Genomic DNA, 25,779 nt, shown 5'->3' with positions numbered 1-25,779 from the left:
GCCGGCCGAACCTACTCCTCCGGCTCGGTCGTGAACATCAGCGGAAAGCCCGCTTCCTTGCCGAGATCGGTCGCCTCCTTGGCTTTGGTTTCGGCGATGTCCCTGGCGCAGACCACGACGACCGAGGTGCCGAGCTTGTGTGCCGTCATCATCACCCGGTAGCCGGTTTCCTCGCTCATGCGGAAGACGGCCTTGAGGACCATGACCACGAATTCACGCGGGGTGTAGTCGTCGTTGACCAGAATGACCTTGTAGAGCTTCGGCCGCTGCAGCTTAGGCTTCGATCTGGTCTTGGGTTTTGCGGCAACATCATTGTCACTCATCGGAAATCCACCCGTTGATGACATGAGGAGGCGATCACCATCGCGCAGCACAATATTGCGCGTCGGGCATCCGCATTCAAGGCAGAGCCAGGTGATAAGGGCCGATGCATGTTTCCTCAAATCGTTCCCGATCCAAGGAAACATGCGGCAATTCAAAGTGCTGTAGCGTCCTTTCCGCCTCTGATAAGGCGCACGGCGCTTCAGAAGCGCGCGAAGAGCTTGACCGCTCCTCTCCTTTATCCCATAGGCACCGCCAAGCAATCCGAGAAAGACAGGTTTTTAGCCATGGGCTTCAAATGCGGTATCGTCGGGCTGCCGAATGTCGGCAAGTCCACACTCTTCAATGCGCTCACCAAGACAGCAGCGGCGCAAGCAGCAAACTATCCCTTCTGCACGATCGAGCCAAACACCGGTGAAGTCGCGGTTCCAGATCCGCGCATGCGCAAGCTCGCCGATGTCGCGAAGTCAAAGGAAATCATCCCGACGCGCATCTCCTTCGTCGACATCGCCGGCCTCGTACGCGGCGCGTCCAAGGGCGAAGGCCTCGGCAACCAGTTCCTCGCCAATATTCGCGAGGTCGACGCTGTGGTCCATGTTCTGCGCTGCTTCGAGGATGACGACATCACCCACGTGGAAGGCCGCATCCACCCGGTTGCCGATGCCGAGACGATCGAAACCGAACTGATGCTCGCCGACCTCGAAAGCCTGGAGCGGCGTACGGAACAGATGCGCAAGCGCGCCGTCGGCAAAGACAAGGATGCGATGGCACAGCTTCCCGTGATGGAAGCCTCGCTGAAGCTCCTGCAGGAAGGTAGGCCGGTACGGACCCTGCTTTCGAAGCTCGATGCGGACGAACTCCGCACTCTGCAGGGCCTCAATCTTCTCACAGCCCATCCGGTGCTCTATGTTTGCAACGTCGCGGAAAGCGACGCCGCTACCGGCAATGAACACACCCGCGCCGTTGCCGAAATGGCAAAGGCCCAAGGTGCCGAATCTGTTGTCATCTCGGCCGCGATCGAATCCGAAGTTGCGCAATTGCCCGAAGAGGAAGCCAAGGAATTCCTTGCTGCGCTCGGCCTCGAGGAGGCCGGCCTCGACCGGCTGATCCGCGCCGGCTACAAGCTGCTCGACCTCATCACCTATTTCACGGTCGGCCCGAAGGAGACACGCGCATGGACCATTCCGCGCGGTACGAAGGCGCCGCAGGCCGCAGGCGTCATTCACACGGATTTCGAACGCGGCTTTATTCGTGCGAACACCATCGCTTATGATGACTATATTTCGCTCGGCGGCGAAACCGGCGCGAAGGAAGCCGGCAAGGCGCGCGACGAAGGCAAGGAGTACGTCGTCCAGGACGGCGATGTCATTCATTTCCGCTTCAACACCTGACGCGGTGACTATGCGGCACGGCGCCGTCCTTAAATTGTCTTCGATTTAAGGAAACATGCAGTCGAGCCGCATAGCAGCACATCTCCGGCAGCGAGGGAGGCCGGCATGCTCTACTTCGAGGACTTCACGCCAGGGCGGCGCTTCGACTATCAGCCAGTCGTGATGCAGGCGCCCGACATCATCGCCTTCGCCAGTGAGTTCGATCCGCAACCGATGCATCTGGACGAAGAGGCCGGCAAGCGCAGTATTCTCGGCGGGCTCTCAGCGTCGGGCTGGCACACGAGCGCGATCGGCATGCGCATGATGATCGACGCCTTTCTTGGCAATTCCTCCTCTCAAGGCTCGCCGGGCATCGACTTCATGGATTGGAAGAGGCCGGTGCTCGCAGGCGACGTGCTGACGGGCTTCAGCCTGGTGCTCGGAGCCAGGCAGTCGAAGTCGAAACCTGGCGTCGGCATCGTCAAGTTCCGCAACGAGATCAACAACCAGACGGGGGAAGCAATCGCGGTTTCGGAATGTTCCGTCCTTTTCCGCCGCCGCGACCGGGGGCAGCGGCTATGATGACGTTGGCGGAAATTTACGCAGCCGGCCGAAAAACCGTGATCGGCAGTCTGACATTCACGGCAGAAGACATCGTCCGTTTCGCGCGCAACTTCGACCCGCAGTCATTCCATCTCGACGAGGAAGAAGCCAAGCACTCGCTCTTCGGTGGCCTTTGCGCGTCCGGTTGGCACACGAGCGCCGGCTGGATGCAATGTTTCGTGCGATTCTGGAAGGATGAGATCCGGCGCCTGGCGGCCGAGGGGCTGCACGCGCCGAAACTCGGCCCCTCACCCGGCTTTCGCGAACTTAAGTGGCTGAAGCCGGTCTATGCCGGCGACACGATAACCTATGCGGTCACCTTTCTCGAAGCGCGGACCGTCGCGTCGAGACCCGGATGGCGTATCAACACCATTCTTTGCGAAGGCGAGAACCAGCACGGCGAAACCGTCATCCAGTTCGAAAGCAAGGTGATCGAATTCACCTGACGTTGAGTTGAGGCGCTGCAAGCGCTTCAATGCCCCGCGAATTCGATCAGCGTGCGGACGTTGACGCCGAGGGCTTCGAGCTTCTTGCGCCCGCCAAGCTCCGGCAGATCGATGATGAAGCAGGCAGCTACGATGTCCGCGCCCATCTGGTTCAGAAGCCTGACGGCACCCTCGGCGGTTCCGCCGGTGGCAATGAGGTCATCGACCAGGATCACCTTCTCGCCCGGCTGGATCGCATCCCTGTGCATTTCCATCTCGTCCACGCCATATTCGAGGCTATAGGCGATGCGAACAGTATCGTGCGGCAGCTTGCCCTTCTTCCGGATCGGCACGAAGCCGGCCGATAGCTGGTGGGCGATCGCGCCGCCCAAAATGAACCCGCGCGCCTCGATGCCCGCGATCTTCTCGATTTTGGTTCCCGCATAGGGGTGGACGAGCTCGTCGATCGCCCGGCGGAAGGCTTTCGGATTGCCGAGCAATGTCGTGATGTCGCGAAACATGACGCCTGGCTTCGGGTAATCCGGAATGCTCCGGATGGAGGAAATCAGTTCCAATTGAACGGTCGCGGTCATGACAGGAAAACAGCCTCTGCGAGTCTCAAGGAAGGCAAAGCCATAACATCAAGGACGTGCAATTTTATAGAAATTTCTTCGCGTTGCCGTCAGAAAGCTGACCCTTCGCCGCCAACCGCAGCTCCCGTAAAATCTCCGCGGGACAGGTGGAACAATTTGTCGGCGTCGGGTGTTAATGGTGCGCTTGAATTTTGCAAGGCACGCAATGGGGGCGTGACTGCACCTACAGCGCCGCGCGTCTTATAAGACTCGCGAAGGACGCTGTAGGAGTTTGAGTTGCTGCATGTTTTAATCGTCTACGATTTAGGGAAACATGCAGTCGAGCCAGCAGCAGAGGAAGGAGCAGCACCATGCGCTTGTTTGAATGCGGTTCGCTCGTCCCGGGTTGTGAATGGCACACCCGCGCCGACAATGATGCAGAAATCGTCCGTCGTGTTGTGGAGCACATGCGCGTGACCCATGGCGAAACGACGATACGCGAGAACATGATCAACAACATCAAGGTTCGGATCGTCGACGAAAGCAAGGCCGCCTGACCGGAGTGGAGCAAGGCCGCCTTTGCCCCCGTTCGGGTCGTGCGGGATGGGGAAGCGCGGAGCAGCCTCCTTCAACCGATGTCACTTGGTGTCTGGCACCATCGATTCGAGCCGGGCCGCGAGCGCTGCCCGGGTGGGGGTGAAATTGCGCTCGATCCAGAAGTTTTCCAGTTCCAATAACACCTTGCCGACCTTCGGGCCGGCTGGAACACCGGCCTTGAGAACATCGGCCCCGGTCACAGGAAAGACCGGGCGCTTCCACTTCTCCGCACGCGACAGAAGCCGCTGAAACGCAGCCGTTTCGGGAAGAAGTGACGGATCGTTTTCGGACTGGCGGCGCGAGGATGCCAGGGAAAGCCGCAGGCGCGTTGTGATCCCCTCGGCGCCATAGCGGTAAAGCTGGCGGTCGAGAGCCGCATCCGCAAGGGTCGCGGGAACCGCGGGAGCATTTGCAAAGCGCGTGAAATAGGCGGCCTCCGCCTTCGATAGACGCAATCGCGCTGCCATGGCCTCAAGCCGTTCCGCATCCGGAGGAACGATCGCCGCCAGCCTGAGCAGCGGATCCGGCTTCCAGGAAAAGGCCTTCTCGGCGGCAATCAGGCCGGGAATGGCGTCGATGCCCCATTTCTCGGTCTCCGGCAGGATCTCGGTGAGCACGCCGGCTTGGCGCATCCACAGGAGCGCGCGGCCGGGATCATCGGCGGCGAGCAGTTTCTTGGTTTCGGACCAGACCCGTTCCGCCGAAAGCGTCGCGAGCTTTGCGCGCGCCCGTGCGCAGGCTCTCAGCCCGTCCGCGTCCGGCCGGCCGGCGCCATAATAGGCGAAGAACCGGAAGAAGCGCAGGATACGCAGATAATCCTCCCGGACGCGGTCGGCGGCGTTGCCGATGAAACGCAGCGTTCGGCTCTCGATGTCGGCAAGGCCGCCGACATGGTCGATTACCTGGCCTTTGCTGTCCGCATAAAGAGCATTGATCGTGAAGTCGCGGCGCTCCGCGTCCGCCCGCCAATCGGTTCCGAAGGCCACTTCGGCGCGGCGCCCGTCGGTTGCCACATCGCGGCGCAGCGTCGTCACTTCATAGGGCGTCTTGTCGATGACGAGGGTGACCGTGCCATGGTCGACACCGGTCGGCACGACCTTGATACCCGCGGCCCTTGCCCGTTCAGCAACGTCCTCCGGCTGCCAGGTGGTCGCCATGTCGACATCGCCCGCAGGCAGCCCCATGAGGCTGTTGCGGATCGCGCCGCCGACAACGCGCACCTCGCCGCCGTCGACGTTCAGGACGTCGAACACGCGCCGGAGCGAGGGAGCCTGAAACCACGCCTCAGCGGCAACGGAAGTCATGCGTAAAGCCTTTCGTAGAGCATGCGGACGATGCCCGCGGTAATTCCCCAGATATTCCGTTCGCCGTAGGGCATGCGATAGAATTGCCGCTCCGCGCCCTGCCAATGGCTGCGTCCGCGCCCGTGGTTGACAGGGTTCATCAAGAAAGAAAGCGGCACTTCGAACACGCTTTCCACCTCTTCCGGATTGGGCGCGAGTTCGAACCCCGGCTGGACGACCGCGAGCACCGGCGTGATGCGGAAGCCAGACATGGCCATATAGTGCGGCAGGCGGCCGATCGTCTCGACGAAACGGGGGTCGAGGCCGATCTCCTCCTGCGCCTCGCGGAGCGCCGCAACTTCGATGGACTCGTCCTCGGGATCGACGGCCCCGCCCGGGAAGGCGACCTGGCCGGAGTGTTTGCGCAATGTCGACGTCCGTTGCGTAAAGATCACGCTCGCATCTTCACCGTCGTCGACGACCGGCACAAGCACGGCCGCATCCTTCAAATGCAGGGTTTCCAGGTAGGGCACGATGCTTGGATTGAGCAGGAAATCGCCGTGATCGCGCCAGGCCGTCTCAATCGGTCCACCTGTCTGGGCGAGCGCCCTGCGGCGAAACTCATCGGCGGAAAAGGGATGATTTGTCATTGCGACAGGGCTTCCAGCTCGGCCGCCGGCATGATCGGAAAGATCGCGCCGGCCGATTTGACGCAGAACATGTCGACGCCATTGATCTCGACCGTTTCGCCCAGCTCGACAATGTCGTACATGACGGGCCTCGATACGAGCGCCTCAAGCCGCCCACGCACATGAAGGTAGGGTTTCAATTCGCGATTTTCGCCATGGACGACGAAGCGAAGCGGATGCTCCGGCCCTGCCTCTACCACGTCGCCGACATTGGTGCGAAATGTCAGGACATTTCCGCCATCCTTGACAGTAACGCTCATTTCCACGGCGATGAACGGAGCATCGGCGATGCGGATGCCGACTTTTTCCACTGGCGTGACAAGGTAGGTCTTGCCGTCCTCGTCCTTGCGCAGGACGGTGGAAAACAGCCGGACGAGTGGCTGGCGACCGATCGGTGTTCCCATGTAGAACCAGGTTCCATCGCCGCGGATTTCCATGTCGATGTTGCCGCAAAACGGCGGATTCCAACGGTCGACCGGCGGCAATCCCCGCGCTTCACCACCCCTTTCGCCGGCGGCGCGGCCAATCAGCGCGGCAAGGCCGGCGGCGTCGCCCGTTTGCTGAATCTTGGCTTCTGCCATCGTTCCGTCCCGTTTGGTCCCGATCTTGCTTCTGAAGCATAACGCGTTCAGATGAACGTGCGAGGGATGCTCCGGCCTCCGGCTTTAGGCATTCCGTCCGCGTCGACGAGCATGCGGGATGCACGGCGAGCGTCCTGCAAGCTCACGACATAGTGCGTTGACGGCGGCTTGTCAGCCGTCCGCCAGGGTCTAAATTGAAAAATAGGGACTGAATATTAGGCAATGGCGATTCGGTTCAGCAGCGACGATCTGGGAGAATTGCGATGAGTGTTATGAAAAGCGCGACCGATGCGGCCGACGAAAAGGCAATCGTCGCGGCCGCGGAAGCCGCACTGGGCGAGATCGCGCTCATACGCGCCGAAGTCGGCAAGGTGATCTTCGGCCAGGAAAGCGTCGTCGAGCAGGCGCTGCTCGCCGTGCTGTCCGGCGGCCATGCGCTGCTCGTCGGCGTACCGGGCCTTGCCAAGACCAAGCTCGTCGCCACGCTCGGTACCGTTCTTGGGCTCGACAACAGCCGTATCCAGTTCACGCCCGACCTGATGCCATCAGATATTCTCGGCTCGGAAGTGATGGACCAGGACGCCGCAGGCTATCGGTCGTTCCGTTTCATCCCCGGCCCGATCTTCACGCAGTTGCTGATGGCGGACGAGATCAACCGCGCCTCGCCGCGCACGCAGTCGGCGCTGTTGCAGGCCATGCAGGAGTATCACATCACCGTTGCCGGCGTCCGCAAGGACCTGCCTCAGCCGTTCCATGTGCTTGCGACCCAGAACCCGCTCGAGCAGGAGGGAACCTACCCCCTGCCGGAAGCGCAGCTCGACCGTTTCCTGATGCAGGTCGATGTCGGCTATCCCGAGCTTGCCGCCGAACGGCAAATACTGCTGGAAACGACCGGCGTCGCTGAAGCCGAAGCGCGACCGGTGATCGACGCCCAGCGCCTCCTGCAGATCCAGAGTCTGATCCGCCAGATGCCGGTCGGCGAGAAGGTGGTCGATGCCATCCTGTCGCTCGTGCGCTCTGCCCGCCCCGGCAACGGCAATTCGACCACCGACAAGAATGTCGCCTGGGGGCCGGGTCCGCGCGCGGGCCAGGCTCTGATGCTGTGCGCCCGTGCGCGCGCGCTCTATGACGGCCGGCTCGCGCCTTCCGCCGACGATATCCTGTCCCTTGCCGAACCCGTGCTGCAGCACCGCATGGCGCTCACCTTCGCCGCCCGTGCGGAAGGCATGACCGTGCGCGACGTCATCGCCGGCCTGGTGAAGCGAGCCAAGGGTTAGTGTATGGCCTCGATCGGGCACATAGTCGCGCGTACCCCTTCCGGCGAAGTCCTGTCGCGCGCCCAGCAGCGCGCAATGCTCGTTCCGGACTGCCTTGTCGAAGCGCGCAGGATTGCCAACACGGTGATCTCCGGCTGGCATGGCCGGCGCAAGCGCGGCATCGGTGAAAATTTCTGGCAGTTCCGCCCCTATAGCGAAGGCGAAAGCCTGTCGCGCATCGACTGGCGCCGCTCCGCCCGCGACGACCATACCTATGTCCGAGACCGCGAATGGGAGGCAGCCCATACGATCTGGCTTTGGGCAGACCTATCGCCCTCGATGATGTACAAATCAGAGCTCGGCGCGGTCTCAAAGGAAAGCCGTGCGCTCGTGCTGATGCTAGCACTTGCCGAAATTCTTGCCCGCTCCGGCGAACGGATCGGCTGCCCTGGCGTCATGGAGCCGGTCTCGGCGCGCAACGCCGCCGAACGATTGGCAACCGCGATCATGCTGAGCCAGCTTTCCGAGGGCCTGCCCGAGACCGGCATGATCCGCAATGCCAGCGATCTGGTGCTGATCGGCGATTTTCTCGACCCTGCCGACAAGGTGATGGAGCGTCTTGCTCCGCTCGCACGCCGCGGCTTCCGCGGACATATGGTCGAGATCGCCGACCCTGCGGAGGAAGTCTTTCCCTATGCCGGGCGAACCGAATTCACCGACCCGGAGACCGGCGAAAAACTCACAGCCGGACGCGCCGAGATTCTGCAGGAGGACTATCAGCGCGCCTATCTCGCCCGCCGCGACAGCCTGGGCTCGAGCCTCAGGCATCTCGGCTGGACCTTCATTCCGCATAGGACCGACCGTCCCGCGTCCGAGGCGCTGGTTGCCGTGCACATGTATCTTTCCGGAATGCCTGGACGGGCAACGCATGGAGGTCTGCTATGATCGGCGGCCTTTCCTTCGTCTTCGCCAATCCCGCCATGCTGGCCGCGCTTGTTGCGCTGCCGGTGATCTGGTGGCTTTTGCGGATGACGCCGCCGCGACCGGCGGCCGAGGTCTTTCCGCCGCTGCGCATCCTCGCCTCGGTTCTGAAGCGCGAGGAGACCCCGTCGAAAAGCCCCTGGTGGCTGACGCTTCTCAGGATGCTGATGGCGACCGCCGTCATTTTCGCAATCGCCGATCCGGTCTTCAATCCGCGCAGCAACACGCTCGCCTCCTCCGGCCCGCTCGCGCTGTTGATCGACAACAGCTGGGCGACCGCGCCCGATTGGGAGCGGCGGATCGAGGCTGCCTCGGCGCTGATCGACGACGCGGAGACGAGAGATCTTGCCGTCTCGATCGTCTTCACCGGCGATCGGCAGCATGATGCGACGCCCGGATCGGCCGGGGCCGCGCGCAACCGTCTGGCTGCCGCATCGCCCGAACCGCTTCCGGCCGATCGCCGCTCCGCGATCGCGGCGATGCGGACGGCTTTCAAGGACGCCGCACCCGGCACGCTCGCCTTCGTCACGGACGGCATCGAAGCAGAAGACGGCAAGACGATGGAGGCGCTCGCCGGAATTCGCGCGGCCAATCTCCGGGTGATCGAGGCCGACGGCAGTCAAGCGATAGCGCTCACCAATAGCAGCAACGATAACGCCGGCATGTCGGTGACGGCGAGCCGGTTGAACACCGATGATCGCCGTTCCGTTTCGATCGTCGCTTACGATACGCGTGGCCGTGCCATCGCCGATGGCGCGATCGACTTCGCGCCCGGTGACGCGATTGCGAAGGGCACGATCGCCGCACCCTTCGAGCTGCGCAACGACTTCGCCCGCATCGGCATCGAAGGCGCCGCGACCGCCGGCAGCGTCCACCTGCTCGACGACGGTTTCCGCCGCCGTCGAGTCGCTCTCTTGAGCGGCGAGGCTCGCGATCTTTCCCAGCCACTGCTGTCGCCGCTCTACTATATCAACCGGGCATTGGCTCCCTATGCCGATCTCGTCTTGCCGCGCGAGACCGATCTTGCCGTTGCCATTCCGGAACTTCTCGAACAACGGCCTTCGGTCCTGATCATGGCCGATATCGGCCGCCTGCCGGAAGAGATGTATCCGCTGATGAAAAAGTGGATCGATAATGGTGGCACACTGATCCGCTTTGCCGGGCCGCGGCTTGCGGCGGCACCGGCCGACGATCCGCTCGTCCCCGTGACGCTGAGGCAGGGTGAGCGGGCGCTTGGCGGGGCGCTGACCTGGTCGGAGCCGCAGCCTCTCGCCGACTATCCCGCCAACGGCCCCTTTGCCGGCATGCCACGTCCTACCGACATTCTCGTCAAGCGGCAGGTCCTCGCCGAACCTACGGCTGACCTGGCAGAGCGGACCTGGGCAAATCTTGCGGACGGAACACCCCTGGTGACGACGGCGGCCCAGGGGTCGGGACGCATCATCCTCTTCCATGTCAGTGCAGAGGCAACCTGGTCGAATCTTCCGATTTCCGGGCATTTCGTCGAAATGCTCCGCCGCAGCGTGCAACTTGCGCGCAGCGGCGGCGTCGCGAGCGAAGGCAAGGCGCAGGCACAGACGCTGGCGCCCTACCGGCTGCTGAACGCCGACGGTGTCCTTGTTGCCGAGACCGGCAATGCGCGGCCGCTCCACGTCGTGCCCGGCAAGACGCCGCTTGCATCTCCGGAAAACCCGCCGGGGCTCTACGGCTCCGAAGACGGTTTCACGGCGTTAAACCTGCTTCCGCGTGACACGGAACTTAAGCGGATCGACATGGTGGCAGCAGGCACGCACAGCTCGGAACGGCTGACCGGCGAGGAAAGCTGGTCACTGAAGCCGGCTCTCTTGACGCTGGCGCTGCTCCTGCTCCTTGCCGACGCCGTCATCGTTCTCTTCATGGGCGGAGCCTTTTCGCGGATGCGGATGGCAAGGAGTGCCACTGCGGTCCTCTTCGTGCTGTGCGGCACCCTTGTCCTCCTGCCGCCGCAGGCGCTTGCGGATGACGCGCGTGCGGATGACCAACGCATCCTCGAACGCCTCGATACGACCCATCTCGCCTATGTCGTCACCGGGGAAGACGACGTCGACCGTCTCTCCGAACGCGGTCTCGCGGGCCTCACCGATTTCCTGACCTATCGCACGACGCTCGAGCCGGGTGCGCCCGTCGGGCTCGACATTTCCAAGGACGAACTCAGCCTCTATCCGATCATCTATTGGCCGGTCTCCGCCAATGCGCCGATGCCGAGCCCGCAGGCTGTAAGCCGCATCGACGCCTATATGCGCGCAGGCGGTACGGTACTCTTCGACACCCGCGACCAGTTCTCCTCGCTCGGAGCCTCGTCGAACGGGACGAGCGCGAACACGGAACGGCTGCAGGCGATCCTGGCCAATCTCGACATTCCGCCGCTGGAGCCCGTTCCGGCCGACCATGTGCTGACGAAAGCCTTCTATTTGCTCACGAATTTTCCGGGGCGCTACACCGGCAGCCCTCTCTGGATCGAGGCGCAACTCGACAACCGCGAAGAGGCAAGCGACCGCCCGGCCCGGTCCGGTGATGGCGTCACGCCGATCATGATCACCGGCAACGACCTTGCCGGTGCATGGGCCGTGGATACGAATGGCGTGGCGCTCCTGCCGACGGTTCCGCCTGACGAGATGCAGCGCGAATACGCTTTCCGCTCCGGCGTCAATATCATGATGTATATGCTGACCGGCAACTACAAGGCCGACCAGGTGCACGTGCCCGCCCTGCTCGAGCGGCTCGGTCAGTGAGGACTGTTTGATGACCGTCGACTTTGCACCATTTCTTCCCTGGCCCTATCTCGCGGCGTTGATCCTCGCAGCGGTCGCGCTTGCGGCGTTCGGCCTGTGGCGTCGCGTTCGCGGTGCCTGGTTGAGAACGGCGGCGCTGGCGGCGTTCTGCCTGGCGATTGCCAATCCATCGGTTTTCCAGGAGGAGCGCGAGCCGCTTTCGACAATCGTTGCCATCGTCGTCGACCGCAGCCAAAGTCAGGAAAATGACGGCCGCCGCGAGCAGGCCGACAGGGCGCTTGCCGACCTCAAGGATCGCCTCTCCCGCTTTCCGCAGATTGAGACCCGCATTGTCGAGGCCGCGGATAGCGCCGAAACCGAGGCACCTTCGACAAAGCTTTTCGGCGCTTTGGCGACAGCGCTTGCCGACGTGCCGCCGGCGCGGGTCGGCGGCGCCGTCTTCATCACCGACGGACAAATCCACGACGTTCCCGACGTCAATCAGAAACTCGGCTTTGATGCGCCGATCCATGGCCTGATCACCGGCAAGCCGAATGAATTCGATCGGCGTATCGAAATCGTCAGCGCACCACGCTTCGGCATCGTCGGCGAACAGCAGAAGATGACCTTCCGTGTTGTCGATGACGGCGCCGCTCCTGGCGGTGGCGCTGAAGTGACGATCCGCCTCAATGGCAACGAGATCGCGACGGAGCATGCCGAGCCGGGCACCGACGTGCCGTTCAGCTTCACCGTGCCGCGCGGCGGCAACAACATCCTCGAATTCGCGGTGAACCCGCTCGCCGGCGAAGTGACGGAGGTCAACAACCGTGCCGTCCACGTACTCGACGGCATTCGCGAAAACCTGCGCGTGCTCCTCGTTTCCGGCGAGCCCCATGCGGGCGAGCGCGCCTGGCGCAATCTTCTGAAGTCCGACGCGGCAGTCGATCTCGTCCATTTCACCATTCTGCGTCCCCCGGAAAAGCAGGATGGCACCCCGATCAATGAGCTTTCGCTGATCGCCTTTCCGACGCGCGAGCTCTTCGTCGACAAGATCAGCGAGTTCGATCTGATCATCTTCGACCGCTACCAGCATCGCGGCGTGCTGCCGATCCTCTACTACGACAACATCGCGCAGTATGTGCAGAACGGCGGCGCCTTGTTGATCGCCGCCGGCCCGGAACACGCCGGAGACGACTCGATTGCCGCGACGCCGCTTTCGGCAGTGCTGCCCGCGACCCCCACCGGCGTCATGAATGAAAAGGCCTACTTCCCCCGCCTCTCAGATGAGGGAAAGAAGCATCCGGTCACGCGCGGTCTCGAAGGCGCGTCGAGCGAGCCGCCGGGCTGGGGCCGGTGGTTCCGCACCGTCGACGTCGACCGTCCGCTCGGGCAGACGGTGATGGAAGCGGCCGACGGAAAGCCGTTGCTCGTCCTCAACCGCGTCGGCAAGGGGCGTGTCGCGATGCTTTTGTCCGACCAGGGCTGGCTGTGGGCGCGCGGCTTTGAGGGCGGCGGACCGCATGTTTCGCTTTATCGGCGCACGGCCCACTGGCTGATGCAGGAACCGGCGCTCGAAGAGGAGGCACTGACGGCGCGCGCCTCCGGCCGTACGCTGGAAATTACCCGCCAGACGATCGAAGGCGATCCTGGCCAGGCGACGCTCACCTATCCGTCGGGCAAGACCGACGAGATCACTTTGACCGAGCGCGAACCGGGCCTCTACAAGGCCGAAGTCAAAACGACGGAGACCGGCCTCTTCGAGGTGGCCAATGACGAGCTCACGACGCTCGTCCATGTCGGCAATGTCGATGCACCGGAATTCAAGGCGGCAATCTCCACGGAGGAAAAGCTCCGCCCCTGGGCGGAAAAAACCAAGGGGCTCGTGCGCCGGCTGGCAGATGCCGATGGCCCGGTCGATCTTCCTTCGATCCTGCCGGTGCGTGGCGCAGTCCGGGTGGCCGACGACGAGCGCCTCTCACTGCGCATGACGGACGAGACGGTGCTGAAGGGTATCAACTCTCTGTCCCTGTTCGGCGGTCTCTTCGGGCTCGCCGCCCTGCTCTTCCTGATCTCTTCCACCTGGTATCGAGAGGGTCGATAGAGGCGTGACGCTTCAGGCCGGAACGGCAAAACCTATTCCGCAGCGAGCGGGTGCGGAAGCTGCGGGGCACTGGCGGAAAGACACGCACGAATGTGCCGCCGTAACCAGACGCCGGCCGGATCATTGTCCGAATGCAGCGGCCAGACCATGGTAACGGGCGGAAACCGAAGCACCAAAGGCACCGGGCTAACCTCCAATCCCAACAACGGCCCGTAACGCTCGGCAATACGCGAAGACACGGTAGCAATGACGGGCGACAAACTGGCGGTCGCCAGGACGGACATGAAATCGGGGGCGGCGGCGACCACATTCAGCTCGGTGCCGGCATGTTCAAGTGCATCTTTCACGCACCCATGAAGGCTTTCTGATTGCGAAATCACCACGTGGTCGGCCTGCAGATAGGCATCGAGGGTCACCGGACTCGGCAAGGGCAACAGATCGCAATTGAAGCAGCACAGCACCTCCGCCTCGTAGAGCACTTCGGAAATATAGCGCGAGTTCGGTGCGTAGGTGCAGCCGACGGCCATGTCGATCGTACCTGCGCTCAGCATCGAATCCACCTCGTCCGGAGTACAGGTCCGCACCAGAAGGCGGATACCGGGGGCCATTCTTCGCAGCAGCGCTGTCAAGTCCGGAAGCAGTAGAAGCTCGGCCTCGCAGGATAAGCCCAGGCGGAAAATTCGCCGCTCGGTTGCTGGATCGAATATGTCGGCGGCGAAGAGTGCGGCCTGCGCCTGCTTGAGTGCCAGGCGGATCGGCCCGGCCAGCGCCCGCGCCCGCGCGGTCGGCTGCATGACCTGGCCAATCCTCACGAAAAGATCGTCCTGAAACAGAACCCTCAACGTCGACAGGTTGTGGCTCATGGCCGGCTGCTGGATCTTGAGGCGGCGAGCCGCCTTGGTGACGCTGCCCTCCTCCATCATTGCATCGAAGGCGATCAACAGGTTGAGGTCGAAGGAGCGCAGATTGAAATGATCGATGACTTCCATGACCCGTATCGATTTGATTGCTGATCGCTCCATACATAGCTTTTGCCTGAGGTCTTGCAAGAGCCGGATCAGCAATCAGAGCGGGATGAGGAAAATGTGAGCGGTTTCCCGCCCGCATCCCGCTCCAAATTATTAGGAGTTGAAGCTATGCATACGCGCCGATCGATCCTAAAGGGAACCGCCACCGCTCTTATCGCGGCGAGTTCGATGCCGATTATCTCAACCCTCGCCGCCGCCAAAGCGCCCTTCGCCGAGGTCCAGGCTCCCGCTTTCTATCGCATGAAGGTGGGCTCGATCGAGGTGACGGCGCTTTCAGACGGAACTATCCCGATACCGCTTGCAAGCCTTTACAGCAATACGACTGACGAACACGCGCAATCCGCGCTGGCCGCAGCATTTCAGGGCACAGACAGCGAAACGTCCGTGAACGCATTTCTGATCAACGCTGGCGAACGTCTCGTCCTGATTGACGCGGGGACAGGCAGCTATCTCGGCCCGAAGCTTGGTAAGCTGATCCGGAACATCGAGGCATCAGGCTACCAGGCAAGTGACATCGATGACGTGATCCTCACGCATATCCACACTGACCATTCCGGAGGTCTCTCCGCCGATGGCGAGCGGCTCTTCGCGAACGCCATTGTGCGCGTCAACAAGCGAGACATCGATTTCTGGCTCGATCCCGCCAAACGGGAAGGCGCAACCGGTCCGCTTAAGAACCAGTTTGTCGAAGCGCAGCAAAGCCTCACGCCCTATCTGGACGCAGGTAGACTGGAGACCTTCGACGACGATGCCGCGCCAGTCGCGGGCATCGGTTCCATCCTACGCTCGGGCCACACGCCGGGCCATAGCTCGCTGGTGATCGAAAGCGAAGGAGAGAAGATGGTCTTCTGGGGAGATATTACGCACGGCGATGTGCTGCAGTTCGACGAACCGGGCGTTGCCATCGAATTCGATGTCGACCAGCAGAAGGCAGTCGAGGCACGCCGAGCCGCATTCGCGGAAGCAGCATCGGACCGCTATTGGGTCGCCGGCGCGCATATTGCCTTCCCCGGGATAGGTCACCTGCGCACGGACGACACGAACTACGACTGGGTACCGGTCAACTACTCGGCTGGTTGATCCACGAACGGAAACGGTGCAAATTTGCGCTCGTAATCCCAAACAGCGATCCGGTGGTGCCATCGGATCGCTGTTTGGTGTCAGTAGAAACGCAACTTATAGAAATCAGGCAGCAGCGCCTTCGGCCTGCGCGTCCACCGCGAGTTCGGCCACCGGAGCGGCACTGTCGTCGCGCCAGGCGATCAGGCCTTCGAGCCGCGCGTGAACGTCCGCCGCCATCGGCACGACCAGAACCCTCGCCGGGTCGACGGGCCCCGGAAATTCGAGTGCACCGTAATGCACTTTCTCGAAACCGAGCGGCTGATAATAGGGCGGGTCGCCGACGAGGATCACCGCCTCGGAGCCCTTCCGCCGCGCAGCCTCGACGGCAATGCGCACGAGCTCGCGGCCAATGCCCCGGTTCTTGTGCGAGGGCCGCACGGCGAGCGGGCCGAGCAGGTGCCCCCTAACCTGCCCGGCCATGACCGGCGTCAACCGCACGGAGGCGATCGTCTCGCCATCGTCGGCGCAGATGAATGACAGCGAGCGGTCATGAGGACCCTGCTCGCGAATCCGGGCTGCAGCGCGCACGAACCGCCCGGGACCAAAGGCTTCTTCGTTGATGATTTCGATGGCTGCGTCGTGTGACGCGTCTTCACTGAGATAGACGATGTCGTGCTTTTTCATGGATGTCGAAAACCAAGCATGCGAACGGACAATAAGGATGGCGCGCCCCGAAAGGGCGTTGGCAGCATCAGCGTCGTCGCAGGCTTCCCGACAGAATCATGGTTACGATCGTTCCGAACACGAAAAAAATTGCCCGATCGCGATAGCAGAAAATTGCCGTCTGTCAAAGCCCAAAACGCAGTGTTCAAAATTTGACACCTATCGCCGCCCCGCCGCTGCGTTATCTATCAATTGTAGGAGAAACATGAAGGAGCTCAGGCATGGGCAGGCTGGTCAACGGAGTCTGGCAGGACGTCTGGTACGACACCGAGACGACGAAAGGCCATTTCAAGCGCAGCGAGTCACAGTTTCGCAACTGGATCACTGCCGACGGATCGCCGGGGCCATCCCGCGAAGGCGGCTTTGCGGCCGAGCCGGACCGCTACCATCTCTATGTCTCGCTTGCATGTCCCTGGGCGCATCGCACGCTGATTTTCCGCAGGCTCAAGAAGCTCGAGGACATCATTTCGGTCTCGATCGTCGATCCCCTGATGCTGTCCAACGGTTGGGAGTTCAAGGGCGAGAACGGCGGCACCGTGGACCATCTCTTCGGTTCCGACACGCTTTGGCAGATTTATGTGCGCGCCGACCCCAAGTATTCCGGCCGCGTGACGGTGCCCGTGCTTTGGGACAAGAAGAAGAACACCATCGTCTCGAATGAATCTGCCGAAATCATCCGCATGTTCAACTCGGCCTTCGACCATCTTACCGGCTCGATCGAGGATTTCTGCCCCGAGGAACTACGCGCCGAAATCGACCGGCTCAACGCACGCGTCTATGACGCGGTAAACAACGGCGTCTACAAAGCCGGGTTCGCCACCAGCCAGCAAGCCTATGATGAGAGCGTCAAGGCCCTGTTCGCCATGTTGGACGAGTTGGAAGGCCGCCTCGCCTCGCAGCGTTATCTTTTGGGAGATCGGATCACCGAGGCCGACTGGCGCCTGTTCACGACCCTGGTCCGGTTCGACCCGGTCTATGTCGGCCACTTCAAATGCAACATCCGGCGCATTGCCGACTACCCGAACCTCTACGGCTACCTGCGCGACCTCTACCAGGTCCCGGGCGTCGCCGAGACCGTGAACATGCGCCATATCAAGGAGCACTATTACCGCAGCCACACGATGATCAACCCGACAGGCGTCGTGCCGGCAGGCCCGGCGGTTGACCTTACGACGCCGCACGGGCGCGATCGCCTCGATCGTGCAGCACGTCCAAGCGAGACTGCAAGGCGCGTTGCCGGCACCCGTTGACGCTTACCACACCGTGTCGGGTGCATCCGTTCCGGCAAGTTCGGCAATCCGCCGGCGCGTTGCGGCGGTCGTGTCTTTCGGCAGTTCGTTGAGCGCGAAGAAGCCGGCGGCGACTATCTCCAGGTCGGGAACCTTCGGCCGTAGCTGGCGCACGTTGTCGCAACGAAAGAAGATGACGTGATCGCGCTTGCTGGTGCCCCGGTTGTAGTAGACCTGCACCAGCAGCGGCGGCGACGTCAGTTCCAGATTGCCTTCTTCCCTGAGTTCGCGGGCGAGCCCCTCCACCGCAGTTTCATGGCGATCGAGGCCGCCGCCCGGCAGGTGCCAGCCGGGAAGATAGGAATGCCTGACGAGGAAGATCCGCCCTTCTCTGTCGAAGCAGGCGGCCCGCACGCCAAGCGTCATGCCGCGCGAGAGCGCAAAATAGGCATGCGCGAACCGCGTCAGCAGGCGAATTCGCCAGTTGCGCATTTCCGCCGGTCGCTGCTGCTTCAAAGAAGTCTCCTTGTGGGCCGCGGCATTCATCCGAAATCGTTACAATCTGGTGATTCCACTCTGATGGAATATGCGCTAGACGGGGGTGATGTTCAAACTCGCGCATATTTCGGACGTCCATCTCGGGCCTTTGCCGGACCTGTCCCTGAGGGAGCTTGCTTCCAAGCGGATCACCGGTTTCGTCAACTGGCACAGAAACCGAGCGCGCCATTTCTTTCCCGGCACGCTCGCCTGCCTGATGGATGACATCGAGAAGCGCAATCCGGACCATCTGGCGATCACCGGCGACCTCGTGAACCTCGCCTCTTCCCTGGAGATCGCGGCCGTGACCGCGTGGCTTGCGGCGGCAGGCGACCCCGGGGACATCTCCATCGTGCCAGGCAACCACGACGCCTATGTGCCGGGTGCCTACGAGAAGACGACACACGCCTGGTATCCCTACATGCGCAGCGACGAGGCTCCGCTCGGCTGGATCCGAGACCATCATTGCTTTCCTTATGTGCGCGTGCGCGGCCCCGTGGCACTCATCGGCTGCTCGACCGCCGTCGCCACGCCACCCTTCGCCGCGAGCGGCTACTTCGGTCAGCGACAGGCGCGTGCAACCGTCAACCTGCTACAGGCAGCGGGCGAGGCTGGCCTCTTCCGGGTCGTGCTGATCCATCATCCGCCGATCCGCGGCGCGACCTCGATGCACAAGCGCATGATTGGCATTCGCCGGTTTGCAGCGGCCATATCGTCCGGCGGCGCCGAACTCGTGCTGCATGGCCATACCCATCTCAACACTGTTTACTACCTGAAGGGACAGACCGCGCCGGTGCCGGTCGTCGGCATTGCCTCTGCGTCGCAGGGGCCGGGGGGCAGCAAGCCGGCGGCCGCCTACAATCTCTTCTCGATAGCGGGCGAGCCCGGCAACTGGAATCTCAGCCGCGAGCGCTTTGCGCTCAATGCCGACGCGAGCGGCCTCGAACTCGCCGAAACCACCCTTTTCTAGGTTCGGTCTGCCCGCAACGTCGACAGCCTTGCAGGAAAATTCCGCTCGCGGCGAATAATTTGCTACACCTATGCGTCATACTGCGGTTCGGCAGCCGGGGGACGCGTGCGTCGGTCGGTTGCCGGCTATGCTGCGCGACGTTCCAGGGAGACAGGCAATGATGTTCCGGAAGACGACTTTCTTTGTCCTTACTGCATTTATGGCTTCGATCGCCGGCCAGTCGGCCATGGCCGTCGGCGACACCAGCGAACCGCCGCGCAAGACCAAAACAAGCACCCAATGCAAGAACGGCAAGATCTGGGATACGCGCAAGGGCCAGTGCGTCAACGCGAAGAAGAGCGGCCTCAGCGACGACGTCCTGTTCGAAGCCGCACGCGAGCTTGCCTATGCCGGCCAGTACGACAATGCGATCAAGGTGCTAGAAGTCGTAAGCGACCAACGCAGTGCCCGCGTGCTCAACTATCTCGGCTACGCCAATCGCAAGGCCGGGCGCATGGAACTCGGCATGCAATACTACAAACGCGCGCTGCAGGCCGACGAGAACTACGTTCTCGCCCGGTCCTATCTCGGCCAGGCCCTGGTCGAGCAAGGACGGATCGACGAGGCCAAGGTGCAGCTCGTCGAGATTCGTGATCGTGGCGGCGAAAACACCTGGGCCTATAGGGCTCTGCTTCAATCCCTCGGCGGCATCCGTCATCATTACTGACAAGCCGGCGGAGACGGCCCGCTCTACGGCATGTTTCCTTAAATCCTACTCAGCAAATTCAAAGTGCTACGGCGTGCTTTGCGCGTCCGATTGGACGCGCAACGCTGTCGGCGAGCAGCTCAGCCTTCTCCGCTGCAGGCCGTGGCCGCGAGGCGATGGGAAACTGACGCCGGAACGCAAAAACCTGTTTCCGTTCCGGCTCTTCCCTTGCAGACTTCGGATCAAATGTTTCATATCATTGGGCAGTGCATTTCGCACCGTGAATAGATGCCCGATCCGGTACGTCTCATTGGAAGAGCAATGCGCCCAGCGGCAGAGACGAAAGACTTCAGACGGGATTTGGTCAGCCTGCTGCCCAAGTTGCGCCGCTTTGCGCTGACGCTGACGCGCAACGCCAATGATGCCGATGACCTCGTTCAGGTGGTTTGCGAGCGGGCCATCGCACGCAGCCACTTGTGGCATGGGGAAGGCCGGCTGGAGAGCTGGGTCTATGCCATGACACGCAATCTCTGGGTCGATGAAGTCCGCAAGCGCAAGGTCCGCGCCGGCGGCGCAGCCGTCGACATTTTTGACCAGAGCGAGTTGCGCGTGGAGGCTGTTGCCGAAAAGGCGGTCTATGCCAACCAACTGCAGAAGATGATCCTTTCCATGCCGGAAGGCCTTGCCAGCGTCTTCCTGCTCATCAATGTCGAAGGTCACAGCTACCGCGAGACCGCAGATATCCTCGGCGTTCCGATCGGTACCGTGATGAGCAGGCTGTCCACCGCCCGCCTGCGGCTCGCCGCCATGCTGTCCGAGAATACCGAAAGGAGGGCCTGACCATTGCAGCAGACGACAGGTCAAGCGCTTGAAGTTCGGTTGTCCGCCTATATCGACGACGAGCTCGGCGACGCCGAGAGAGCCGAACTCGATGCTTTGCTTGCCCGTGACGAGGACGCCAAGGTCATGCTCGATAAGCTGAAGGCCGGCAGTGCCTTTGGCAACAAGGCGTTCGAGGACTTTCTCCATGACCCGGTGCCGCTGGCGCTAGTGCGCCAGATCAAGCAGGGATCCGGCATCAATCCGAGATCCGAGCGCGTCGCGACGGCAAACCTGCCGGCGCGGACGATTCGCGTCTGGCCGCGAGCCTTGGCCGCGGCCATGGCGCTATTGCTTCTCGGCGGTGCCGCGGGGTTCCTCGCCGGCAGCGCGCATTACGTCGCCGAGCCCGAAAGCGCCGCCTCCGCGCGCCCGTGGATAGATGAGATCGCCGACTATCATCGCATCTATTCCCGGCAGAAGGAGCACCTCGTCGAGGCGCCTGCATCGGACGGGCCGAAGATCGAGGCCTGGCTCGCCTCCAGCGTCGGCGTCGGCTTCAAGACCCCGGATCTCGCAAGCAAGGGTCTCACCTTCGAGGGTGCAAGGCTGTTGGTGGTTGACGGCAAGCCCGTTGGCCAGCTCGTTTACCGCGATCGCGAGGGCGATATCTACGCGATCTGCTTCCTCAAGGGTGGCGAGGAGCCGCAAACGGACCAGTTCCGCGAGGACATCCGCGACAACCTCGGACTGGTCTCCTGGCAGAAAGGCGATGCATCGCTCGTGGTCGTCGGCCCGTCTGCGGATGCCGGGCTCCGCGAGCTCGCAGAAGCCGTGGCGGCGAGCATTTGATTAGCGGTGGTTGGCAAAATGAAAAAGCCGCACGGTCCGAAGAACCGGCGCGGCTTTTCTGCATAGGCTGATGTTGGCGGTCCTTATACCGCCTTCATCTCCGGCACCCGGTTGGCCGCCGAGACAATCGCTTCCAGCGAGGCAGCGACGATATTGGTGTTGATTCCAACGCCGAACAGCTTGCCGCCGGGATATTCGACCTCGACATAGGCAATGGCCGCGGCATTCGAACCATGCTGCAGCGAGTGTTCCGAATAGTCGGCCACCGAAAGCTCGATGCCGAGATAGATCGACAGCGCATTGATGAAGCCGTCGATCGGGCCCGTGCCCTTGCCCTCGATCCGCTTGGTCTCACCCCTGTCGGTGATTTCGGCGGCAACGACACGCAGGCCCTTGTGCTCACCGACCGGATAGGTGTGGTGGTCGACGAATTTCAGCCGCGCGTTGGGCTGCTCCACATAGCGCTCGAGGAAACGGGCATGGATGCGCTTCGACGGCAGTTCCTTGCCCTCTTCGTCGGTGATGCGCTGGATGTCCTCGCGGAACTCGACCTGCAGGTTGCGCGGCAGGTTGATGCCGTAGTCTTCCTGCAGGATATAGGCGATGCCGCCCTTGCCGGACTGGGAATTGATGCGGATGATCGCCTCGTAGCTGCGGCCGACGTCACGCGGGTCGATCGGCAGATAGGGCACTTCCCAGAGCGGCTTGTTGGCCTGCTTGATCGCCTTCATCCCCTTGTTGATCGCGTCCTGATGCGACCCGGAGAAAGCCGTGTAGACGAGTTCGCCGACGTAAGGGTGGCGCTCGGGAATGACCATCTGGTTTGAATATTCGTAGACTTCCTTGATCCGCTCGATGTCCGAGCAGTCGAGCTTGGGGTCGACCCCTTGCGTGAACATGTTCAAAGCCAGCGTCACCACATCGACGTTGCCAGTGCGTTCGCCATTGCCGAAGAGTGTCCCCTCGACGCGGTCAGCGCCAGCCATCAGACCCAGTTCGGTGGCAGCAATGCCGGTGCCGCGATCGTTGTGCGGATGCAGCGAGATGATCAGGTTCTCGCGGTTGTCGAGATTTCGGCACATCCACTCGATCTGGTCGGCATAGATGTTCGGTGTCGCCATCTCGACGGTCGAGGGCAGATTGATGATCAGCTTGTTGTCCGGCGTCGGCCTGACGACTTCGGTGACCGCGTTGCAGATCTCCAGCGCCACTTCGAGCTCGGTGCCCGTGAAGCTTTCCGGCGAATATTCGAAGCGATAGCCGCCGCCGGCCTTCGCGGCCATGTCGGTGATCATCTTGGCGGCATCGGTCGCGATCTGTTTGATGCCGGCGACGTCCTTGCCGAACACCACGCGGCGCTGCAACTCACTGGTTGAGTTATAGAAATGTACGATCGGCTGGTGCGCACCACGGAGTGCCTCGAACGTGCGGGCGATCAATTCCGGCCGGCATTGCACAAGCACCTGCAACGACACGTCGGCGGGGACATTGCCCTCCTCCACGCACCAGCGTGCGAAGTCGAAATCGGTCTGCGAGGCGGACGGGAAGCCAATCTCGATTTCCTTGAAACCCATGTCGAGCAGCAAATGGAACATGCGCGCCTTGCGGTCGTGCCCCATCGGATCGACCAGCGCCTGATTGCCGTCGCGCAGATCCACCGAGCACCAGATCGGCGCTTGCGTGATGGTCTTGGATGGCCACGTCCGCTCCGTCAGCGCGATCTGCGGGTAAGGCTGATATTTCACCGCCGCCTCGGGCATGCCGGTCTTGATGGAATGCGATTTCAGAATCATGTGCAGCTTCTCTTCGTCACTGGGGCGTGGCTTGCCGCCTGCAATAGCCGATCATCGAAATCATTGCGATCGCTAACGCCGCGGGGCCGCGCCTTTTTGTTTCAGCTCTCTTGGGATTCGAGGAGCATCTGCCGGCTAGGCTTTTCGGCCGCCGGGCGCTCCTCAGCGAACCCGGCAACCGCGAATAAGGCCGAGAAGAAGAAGCGATGCGAGGGCGCGGGACGGCGCACGATTGTCATCGTGTCCGGAGAAGATCGCTGCGATCTTATATACGTTCGCGCCAGTCATGGGGAAAGCCTATACACGGCTTGTGGCGGCGGGGCAAGGGAGCCGATGCGCGAGGCACAAACGTTGCTCCTACCTCGAATGCCCCTCACCCTAAACCTTCTCCTTGCATGCGGAGAGAGGGGATTTTGGGATCGAAGCATTGCCGAGAGTCACCTTCTCCCCGCATGAAGGGAGAAGGTGTGGCAGGCGGATGAGGGGCGGATTCCGATCGAATCCGCCGATATCAAATGTCCGCGATCGACGTGATGATCCGCGAAACGAGCCCGTAGGCCTTCGCTTCTTCCGCACCGAGCCAGTAGTCGCGGTCGGTGTCCTTGGCGATCTTCTCGACCGGCTGGCCGGTTGCCTCGGAGAAGATTTTGTTCAGGCGCTCGTTCATCTTGAGGATTTCGCGTGCCTGGATCTCGATATCGGAGGCCATGCCGCGTGTACCGCCGGACGGTTGGTGCAGCAGGAAGCGCGTGTTCGGCAGGCAAAGACGCCGTTCCTTGGGCGGACCGACATAGATCAGAGCACCCGCCGAGGCGACCCAGCCGGTGCCGATCGTCCAAACATTCGGCTTCACGAACTTGATCATGTCGTGAATGCTGTCGCCGGACTCGACGTGGCCGCCGGGAGAATTGACGAAAATGCGGATATCGTCATCACTGGCGGAAGCGAGCGCCACGAGCTGCGAGCAAACCTTCTGCGCCAGTTCCTGGGTGATCGTCCCGTAGATGAAAATCGAACGCGACTTGAAAAGGTTCGCCTCCGTTTCCTTGCCGAGCGGCAATTCGGTCTTTTTCTCTTCCTGTTCGTCGTCGTTCATCCGCATCCTCCGGACTCCTCATGAAATGTCTTCAAAGTCAGATAATGCGACTCGACGGCGAAAACAATGCAAACGCACGGGCGAAGACCGGCTCAAATGGCCAACGCTGCCGCCATGGTAAATGCGAGGGCCGTCAAATGCCGTATGGACAGGCCGACAAAGCCCAATAAGATCAGCGGGTCATCGAAGCGGGCGAGAACGCAGGAGCTTGGCACCGCTTTGACCGCAAGAATCGATCACCAGGCCGGAGTGACCCGAGCCGTGATCCGGATAAGGCGGGCTGCCTCCCGGGCCCGCCGATCAGTGGGGACCAGAATGAAGAGACATATCCTAATCGCCGCCGCGGCAGTCAGCACCTCCGCTGCGCCAGCCTTTGCCCATCTCAATCCCGCCGAGCACGGCTCGCTGATGGCGGGCCTTTCCCATCCATTTTTCGGCGCCGACCATGTCCTTGCGATGGTGGCTGTCGGGCTTTGGGCCGCGCAGATCGACGGACGGGCGCTTTGGACGATACCGGCCGGCTTCGTCGCCACCATGGCGCTCGGCTTCGCGTTCGCCGTGACCGGCACACCCCTGCCCCTCGTCGAACCGGTGATCCTCGCCTCGGTCGTCGCCTTCGGCCTTATCGTGGCGACGGCGGTGCGGCTCGATGCCGCGAAGGCCGCAGCCGTCGTCGGCGTCCTCGCCCTGTTCCATGGCCATGCCCATGGCGGCGAGATAGGCGCAGCCGAAATCGCCCCCTTCGCTGCGGGCTTCATGGTGGCAACCGCGCTCCTGCACGCAGCCGGCATCGGCCTCGGCATCCTGCTCGGCAAGCTTTCCGGCAACAAAGCTCTCGCCCGCCTCCTCGGCGGCTTCACAGCCGCAGCGGGCGCGGTCTTGATGCTGGGATGATGCATGAAGAGTGAAGGGGCTGGGGCAGCGCATCGGCCTGTCGGGAGAGACGGCTGAATGCTGGTGATTCGCCCTGCGCTGCTGGAGGAGATCGATGCGCTTGCCGACATCGGCCTCTCAGCATGGCTGAAGGGAATAAAGCCACTCGTGTCCGCGCAAGTGGCCGCCAAGATCGCGGCAAGCAATCCCTTCCTGCCATTCCTGCGGGAACTCGGTTCGCGCGTGCTGGTGGCCGAGATCGATAGCGAACCGGCGGGTCTCGGCGCCAGCGAGCGTGAAGACGATACCATCAGCGATATCTGGATTGCGCCGACCTTCGAAGGGCGCGGCGCCGGATCCGCACTGATAGGAGCGCTCGAGGCAGAGATCGCCGCTCGAGGATACGCCGAGGCGCACATTCACGTGGCCGCCATGAACGAGCGAGCCCTTCGCCTTTATCAGCATCTCGGATACCGCCAGCTTTGGCGGGAGGTTCTGTTCGACCCGATCCTTGAGAACAATCTGGAGAAGATTGGCCTCTCCAAGCCTCTTTGATCTCGACCCTCAAACGGCGCGAAATGCG

General features: G+C 62.2%; 26 protein-coding genes. 16 read left to right on the top strand and 10 right to left on the bottom strand.

Annotated elements, in window-relative coordinates; genetic code table 11:
• Positions 1-11: 11 nt before the first annotated feature.
• Positions 12-323: an ATP-dependent Clp protease adapter ClpS gene (gene clpS, locus PZN02_RS11700; RefSeq protein ID WP_280658163.1), complete on the bottom strand. Its 312-nt coding sequence runs from the start codon at positions 321-323 to the stop codon at positions 12-14.
• Between the two features lie 285 nt (positions 324-608).
• On the opposite strand from clpS, the gene ychF reads away from it, so the two are divergent.
• The 3 genes from ychF (at position 609) to PZN02_RS11685 (ending at position 2,740) form a co-directional block, all read left to right on the top strand.
• Positions 609-1,712, top strand: coding sequence for a redox-regulated ATPase YchF (gene ychF / locus PZN02_RS11695; protein WP_280658162.1), 1,104 nt, complete (start codon positions 609-611; stop codon positions 1,710-1,712).
• A gap of 105 nt (positions 1,713-1,817) precedes the next feature.
• Complete coding sequence (locus tag PZN02_RS11690) at positions 1,818-2,273, top strand: MaoC family dehydratase (protein WP_280658161.1); 456 nt, start codon at positions 1,818-1,820, stop codon at positions 2,271-2,273.
• Positions 2,270-2,740 (top strand): MaoC family dehydratase, encoded by a 471-nt coding sequence (locus PZN02_RS11685; protein WP_280658160.1) that lies wholly within the window; start codon positions 2,270-2,272, stop codon positions 2,738-2,740. Before PZN02_RS11690 ends, PZN02_RS11685 begins: the two co-directional genes overlap by 4 nt.
• A gap of 26 nt (positions 2,741-2,766) precedes the next feature.
• Here the strand turns inward: PZN02_RS11685 and PZN02_RS11680 are convergent, their stop codons facing one another.
• Positions 2,767-3,312 (bottom strand): adenine phosphoribosyltransferase, encoded by a 546-nt coding sequence (locus tag PZN02_RS11680; RefSeq protein ID WP_280658159.1) that lies wholly within the window; start codon positions 3,310-3,312, stop codon positions 2,767-2,769.
• Positions 3,313-3,662: 350 nt separating this feature from the next.
• On the opposite strand from PZN02_RS11680, the gene PZN02_RS11675 reads away from it, so the two are divergent.
• On the top strand, positions 3,663-3,848 hold the full coding sequence (locus PZN02_RS11675; RefSeq protein ID WP_280658158.1) for a DUF1059 domain-containing protein: 186 nt from the start codon (positions 3,663-3,665) through the stop codon (positions 3,846-3,848).
• 81 nt (positions 3,849-3,929) lie between these two features.
• Here the strand turns inward: PZN02_RS11675 and PZN02_RS11670 are convergent, their stop codons facing one another.
• The 3 genes from PZN02_RS11670 to PZN02_RS11660 are packed head-to-tail and all read right to left on the bottom strand — an operon-like array spanning position 3,930 to position 6,441.
• Positions 3,930-5,192, bottom strand: coding sequence for a CCA tRNA nucleotidyltransferase (locus tag PZN02_RS11670; RefSeq protein ID WP_280658157.1), 1,263 nt, complete (start codon positions 5,190-5,192; stop codon positions 3,930-3,932).
• Positions 5,189-5,821, bottom strand: a complete 633-nt coding sequence (locus PZN02_RS11665) for a CoA pyrophosphatase (RefSeq protein ID WP_280658156.1) — start codon at positions 5,819-5,821, stop codon at positions 5,189-5,191. The genes PZN02_RS11670 and PZN02_RS11665 overlap by 4 nt, the downstream gene beginning before the upstream one ends.
• Positions 5,818-6,441, bottom strand: a complete 624-nt coding sequence (locus PZN02_RS11660) for a DUF1285 domain-containing protein (RefSeq protein WP_280658155.1) — start codon at positions 6,439-6,441, stop codon at positions 5,818-5,820. Before PZN02_RS11660 ends, PZN02_RS11665 begins: the two co-directional genes overlap by 4 nt.
• A 263-nt stretch (positions 6,442-6,704) precedes the next feature.
• Between PZN02_RS11660 and PZN02_RS11655 the strand changes: the two genes are divergently transcribed.
• The 4 genes from PZN02_RS11655 to PZN02_RS11640 are packed head-to-tail and all read left to right on the top strand — an operon-like array spanning position 6,705 to position 13,529.
• Entirely contained in the window at positions 6,705-7,718 is a 1,014-nt protein-coding gene (locus tag PZN02_RS11655; RefSeq protein ID WP_280658154.1) for an AAA family ATPase, read from the top strand.
• Positions 7,719-7,721: 3 nt separating this feature from the next.
• Entirely contained in the window at positions 7,722-8,642 is a 921-nt protein-coding gene (locus tag PZN02_RS11650) for a DUF58 domain-containing protein (protein WP_280658153.1), read from the top strand.
• Positions 8,639-11,449, top strand: a complete 2,811-nt coding sequence (locus PZN02_RS11645; protein ID WP_280658152.1) for a DUF4159 domain-containing protein — start codon at positions 8,639-8,641, stop codon at positions 11,447-11,449. The genes PZN02_RS11650 and PZN02_RS11645 overlap by 4 nt, the downstream gene beginning before the upstream one ends.
• A 10-nt stretch (positions 11,450-11,459) precedes the next feature.
• Positions 11,460-13,529 carry a hypothetical protein gene (locus PZN02_RS11640; RefSeq protein ID WP_280658151.1) on the top strand — a complete coding sequence of 690 codons (2,070 nt, stop codon included), beginning with the start codon at positions 11,460-11,462 and terminating at the stop codon, positions 13,527-13,529.
• 32 nt (positions 13,530-13,561) lie between these two features.
• On the opposite strand, the gene PZN02_RS11635 is transcribed toward PZN02_RS11640, so the two are convergent.
• On the bottom strand, positions 13,562-14,518 hold the full coding sequence (locus tag PZN02_RS11635) for a LysR family transcriptional regulator (protein WP_280658150.1): 957 nt from the start codon (positions 14,516-14,518) through the stop codon (positions 13,562-13,564).
• Positions 14,519-14,665: 147 nt separating this feature from the next.
• Between PZN02_RS11635 and PZN02_RS11630 the strand changes: the two genes are divergently transcribed.
• Positions 14,666-15,637, top strand: coding sequence for an MBL fold metallo-hydrolase (locus tag PZN02_RS11630; protein ID WP_280658149.1), 972 nt, complete (start codon positions 14,666-14,668; stop codon positions 15,635-15,637).
• A gap of 105 nt (positions 15,638-15,742) precedes the next feature.
• Here PZN02_RS11630 and PZN02_RS11625 read toward each other — a convergent pair whose 3' ends face one another.
• The gene (locus PZN02_RS11625; RefSeq protein WP_280658148.1) at positions 15,743-16,303 is read right to left on the bottom strand and encodes a GNAT family N-acetyltransferase; all 561 of its coding nucleotides are present in this window, start codon (positions 16,301-16,303) and stop codon (positions 15,743-15,745) included.
• A gap of 260 nt (positions 16,304-16,563) precedes the next feature.
• Here PZN02_RS11625 and PZN02_RS11620 point away from each other — a divergent pair, with 260 nt between their 5' ends.
• On the top strand, positions 16,564-17,592 hold the full coding sequence (locus tag PZN02_RS11620) for a glutathione S-transferase family protein (RefSeq protein ID WP_280658147.1): 1,029 nt from the start codon (positions 16,564-16,566) through the stop codon (positions 17,590-17,592).
• A gap of 3 nt (positions 17,593-17,595) precedes the next feature.
• Here the strand turns inward: PZN02_RS11620 and PZN02_RS11615 are convergent, their stop codons facing one another.
• Complete coding sequence (locus PZN02_RS11615) at positions 17,596-18,117, bottom strand: NUDIX domain-containing protein (RefSeq protein ID WP_425336238.1); 522 nt, start codon at positions 18,115-18,117, stop codon at positions 17,596-17,598.
• 58 nt (positions 18,118-18,175) lie between these two features.
• On the opposite strand from PZN02_RS11615, the gene PZN02_RS11610 reads away from it, so the two are divergent.
• The 4 genes from PZN02_RS11610 (at position 18,176) to PZN02_RS11595 (ending at position 21,434) form a co-directional block, all read left to right on the top strand.
• On the top strand, positions 18,176-19,078 hold the full coding sequence (locus tag PZN02_RS11610) for a metallophosphoesterase family protein (RefSeq protein WP_280658146.1): 903 nt from the start codon (positions 18,176-18,178) through the stop codon (positions 19,076-19,078).
• A gap of 160 nt (positions 19,079-19,238) precedes the next feature.
• A complete protein-coding gene (locus tag PZN02_RS11605) occupies positions 19,239-19,784 on the top strand; it encodes a tetratricopeptide repeat protein (protein WP_280661469.1) in 546 nt (181 codons plus the stop codon).
• Positions 19,785-20,084: 300 nt separating this feature from the next.
• Entirely contained in the window at positions 20,085-20,603 is a 519-nt protein-coding gene (locus PZN02_RS11600; RefSeq protein ID WP_280658145.1) for an RNA polymerase sigma factor, read from the top strand.
• Between the two features lie 3 nt (positions 20,604-20,606).
• Positions 20,607-21,434: an anti-sigma factor family protein gene (locus PZN02_RS11595; protein ID WP_280658144.1), complete on the top strand. Its 828-nt coding sequence runs from the start codon at positions 20,607-20,609 to the stop codon at positions 21,432-21,434.
• Positions 21,435-21,517: 83 nt separating this feature from the next.
• On the opposite strand, the gene leuA is transcribed toward PZN02_RS11595, so the two are convergent.
• The gene (gene leuA, locus PZN02_RS11590; RefSeq protein WP_280658143.1) at positions 21,518-23,227 is read right to left on the bottom strand and encodes a 2-isopropylmalate synthase; all 1,710 of its coding nucleotides are present in this window, start codon (positions 23,225-23,227) and stop codon (positions 21,518-21,520) included.
• Positions 23,228-23,738: 511 nt separating this feature from the next.
• A complete protein-coding gene (locus PZN02_RS11585; protein WP_425336237.1) occupies positions 23,739-24,329 on the bottom strand; it encodes an ATP-dependent Clp protease proteolytic subunit in 591 nt (196 codons plus the stop codon).
• Positions 24,330-24,638: 309 nt separating this feature from the next.
• Between PZN02_RS11585 and PZN02_RS11580 the strand changes: the two genes are divergently transcribed.
• Positions 24,639-25,217 (top strand): HupE/UreJ family protein, encoded by a 579-nt coding sequence (locus tag PZN02_RS11580; protein WP_280658141.1) that lies wholly within the window; start codon positions 24,639-24,641, stop codon positions 25,215-25,217.
• Positions 25,218-25,274: 57 nt separating this feature from the next.
• Entirely contained in the window at positions 25,275-25,751 is a 477-nt protein-coding gene (locus tag PZN02_RS11575) for a GNAT family N-acetyltransferase (RefSeq protein WP_280658140.1), read from the top strand.
• Positions 25,752-25,779 lie beyond the last annotated feature (28 nt).

It is taken from the genome of Sinorhizobium garamanticum, assembly GCF_029892065.1.
Lineage (GTDB): Bacteria > Pseudomonadota > Alphaproteobacteria > Rhizobiales > Rhizobiaceae > Sinorhizobium > Sinorhizobium garamanticum.
Note: the sequence above shows the minus strand (reverse complement) of the source record. Positions and strands in the feature narration are given on the sequence as shown.

Excerpts from the sequence above, each read along its gene's own strand:
- clpS (WP_280658163.1), bottom strand. The coding sequence starts at position 323 with ATGAGTGACAATGATGTTGCCGCAAAACCCAAGACCAGATCGAAGCCT.
- ychF (WP_280658162.1), top strand. The coding sequence starts at position 609 with ATGGGCTTCAAATGCGGTATCGTCGGGCTGCCGAATGTCGGCAAGTCC.
- PZN02_RS11690 (WP_280658161.1), top strand. The coding sequence starts at position 1,818 with ATGCTCTACTTCGAGGACTTCACGCCAGGGCGGCGCTTCGACTATCAG.
- PZN02_RS11685 (WP_280658160.1), top strand. The coding sequence starts at position 2,270 with ATGATGACGTTGGCGGAAATTTACGCAGCCGGCCGAAAAACCGTGATC.
- PZN02_RS11680 (WP_280658159.1), bottom strand. The coding sequence starts at position 3,312 with ATGACCGCGACCGTTCAATTGGAACTGATTTCCTCCATCCGGAGCATT.
- PZN02_RS11675 (WP_280658158.1), top strand. The coding sequence starts at position 3,663 with ATGCGCTTGTTTGAATGCGGTTCGCTCGTCCCGGGTTGTGAATGGCAC.
- PZN02_RS11670 (WP_280658157.1), bottom strand. The coding sequence starts at position 5,192 with ATGACTTCCGTTGCCGCTGAGGCGTGGTTTCAGGCTCCCTCGCTCCGG.
- PZN02_RS11665 (WP_280658156.1), bottom strand. The coding sequence starts at position 5,821 with ATGACAAATCATCCCTTTTCCGCCGATGAGTTTCGCCGCAGGGCGCTC.
- PZN02_RS11660 (WP_280658155.1), bottom strand. The coding sequence starts at position 6,441 with ATGGCAGAAGCCAAGATTCAGCAAACGGGCGACGCCGCCGGCCTTGCC.
- PZN02_RS11655 (WP_280658154.1), top strand. The coding sequence starts at position 6,705 with ATGAGTGTTATGAAAAGCGCGACCGATGCGGCCGACGAAAAGGCAATC.
- PZN02_RS11650 (WP_280658153.1), top strand. The coding sequence starts at position 7,722 with ATGGCCTCGATCGGGCACATAGTCGCGCGTACCCCTTCCGGCGAAGTC.
- PZN02_RS11645 (WP_280658152.1), top strand. The coding sequence starts at position 8,639 with ATGATCGGCGGCCTTTCCTTCGTCTTCGCCAATCCCGCCATGCTGGCC.
- PZN02_RS11640 (WP_280658151.1), top strand. The coding sequence starts at position 11,460 with ATGACCGTCGACTTTGCACCATTTCTTCCCTGGCCCTATCTCGCGGCG.
- PZN02_RS11635 (WP_280658150.1), bottom strand. The coding sequence starts at position 14,518 with ATGGAAGTCATCGATCATTTCAATCTGCGCTCCTTCGACCTCAACCTG.
- PZN02_RS11630 (WP_280658149.1), top strand. The coding sequence starts at position 14,666 with ATGCATACGCGCCGATCGATCCTAAAGGGAACCGCCACCGCTCTTATC.
- PZN02_RS11625 (WP_280658148.1), bottom strand. The coding sequence starts at position 16,303 with ATGAAAAAGCACGACATCGTCTATCTCAGTGAAGACGCGTCACACGAC.
- PZN02_RS11620 (WP_280658147.1), top strand. The coding sequence starts at position 16,564 with ATGGGCAGGCTGGTCAACGGAGTCTGGCAGGACGTCTGGTACGACACC.
- PZN02_RS11615 (WP_425336238.1), bottom strand. The coding sequence starts at position 18,117 with ATGAATGCCGCGGCCCACAAGGAGACTTCTTTGAAGCAGCAGCGACCG.
- PZN02_RS11610 (WP_280658146.1), top strand. The coding sequence starts at position 18,176 with ATGTTCAAACTCGCGCATATTTCGGACGTCCATCTCGGGCCTTTGCCG.
- PZN02_RS11605 (WP_280661469.1), top strand. The coding sequence starts at position 19,239 with ATGTTCCGGAAGACGACTTTCTTTGTCCTTACTGCATTTATGGCTTCG.
- PZN02_RS11600 (WP_280658145.1), top strand. The coding sequence starts at position 20,085 with ATGCGCCCAGCGGCAGAGACGAAAGACTTCAGACGGGATTTGGTCAGC.
- leuA (WP_280658143.1), bottom strand. The coding sequence starts at position 23,227 with ATGATTCTGAAATCGCATTCCATCAAGACCGGCATGCCCGAGGCGGCG.
- PZN02_RS11585 (WP_425336237.1), bottom strand. The coding sequence starts at position 24,329 with ATGCGGATGAACGACGACGAACAGGAAGAGAAAAAGACCGAATTGCCG.
- PZN02_RS11580 (WP_280658141.1), top strand. The coding sequence starts at position 24,639 with ATGAAGAGACATATCCTAATCGCCGCCGCGGCAGTCAGCACCTCCGCT.
- PZN02_RS11575 (WP_280658140.1), top strand. The coding sequence starts at position 25,275 with ATGCTGGTGATTCGCCCTGCGCTGCTGGAGGAGATCGATGCGCTTGCC.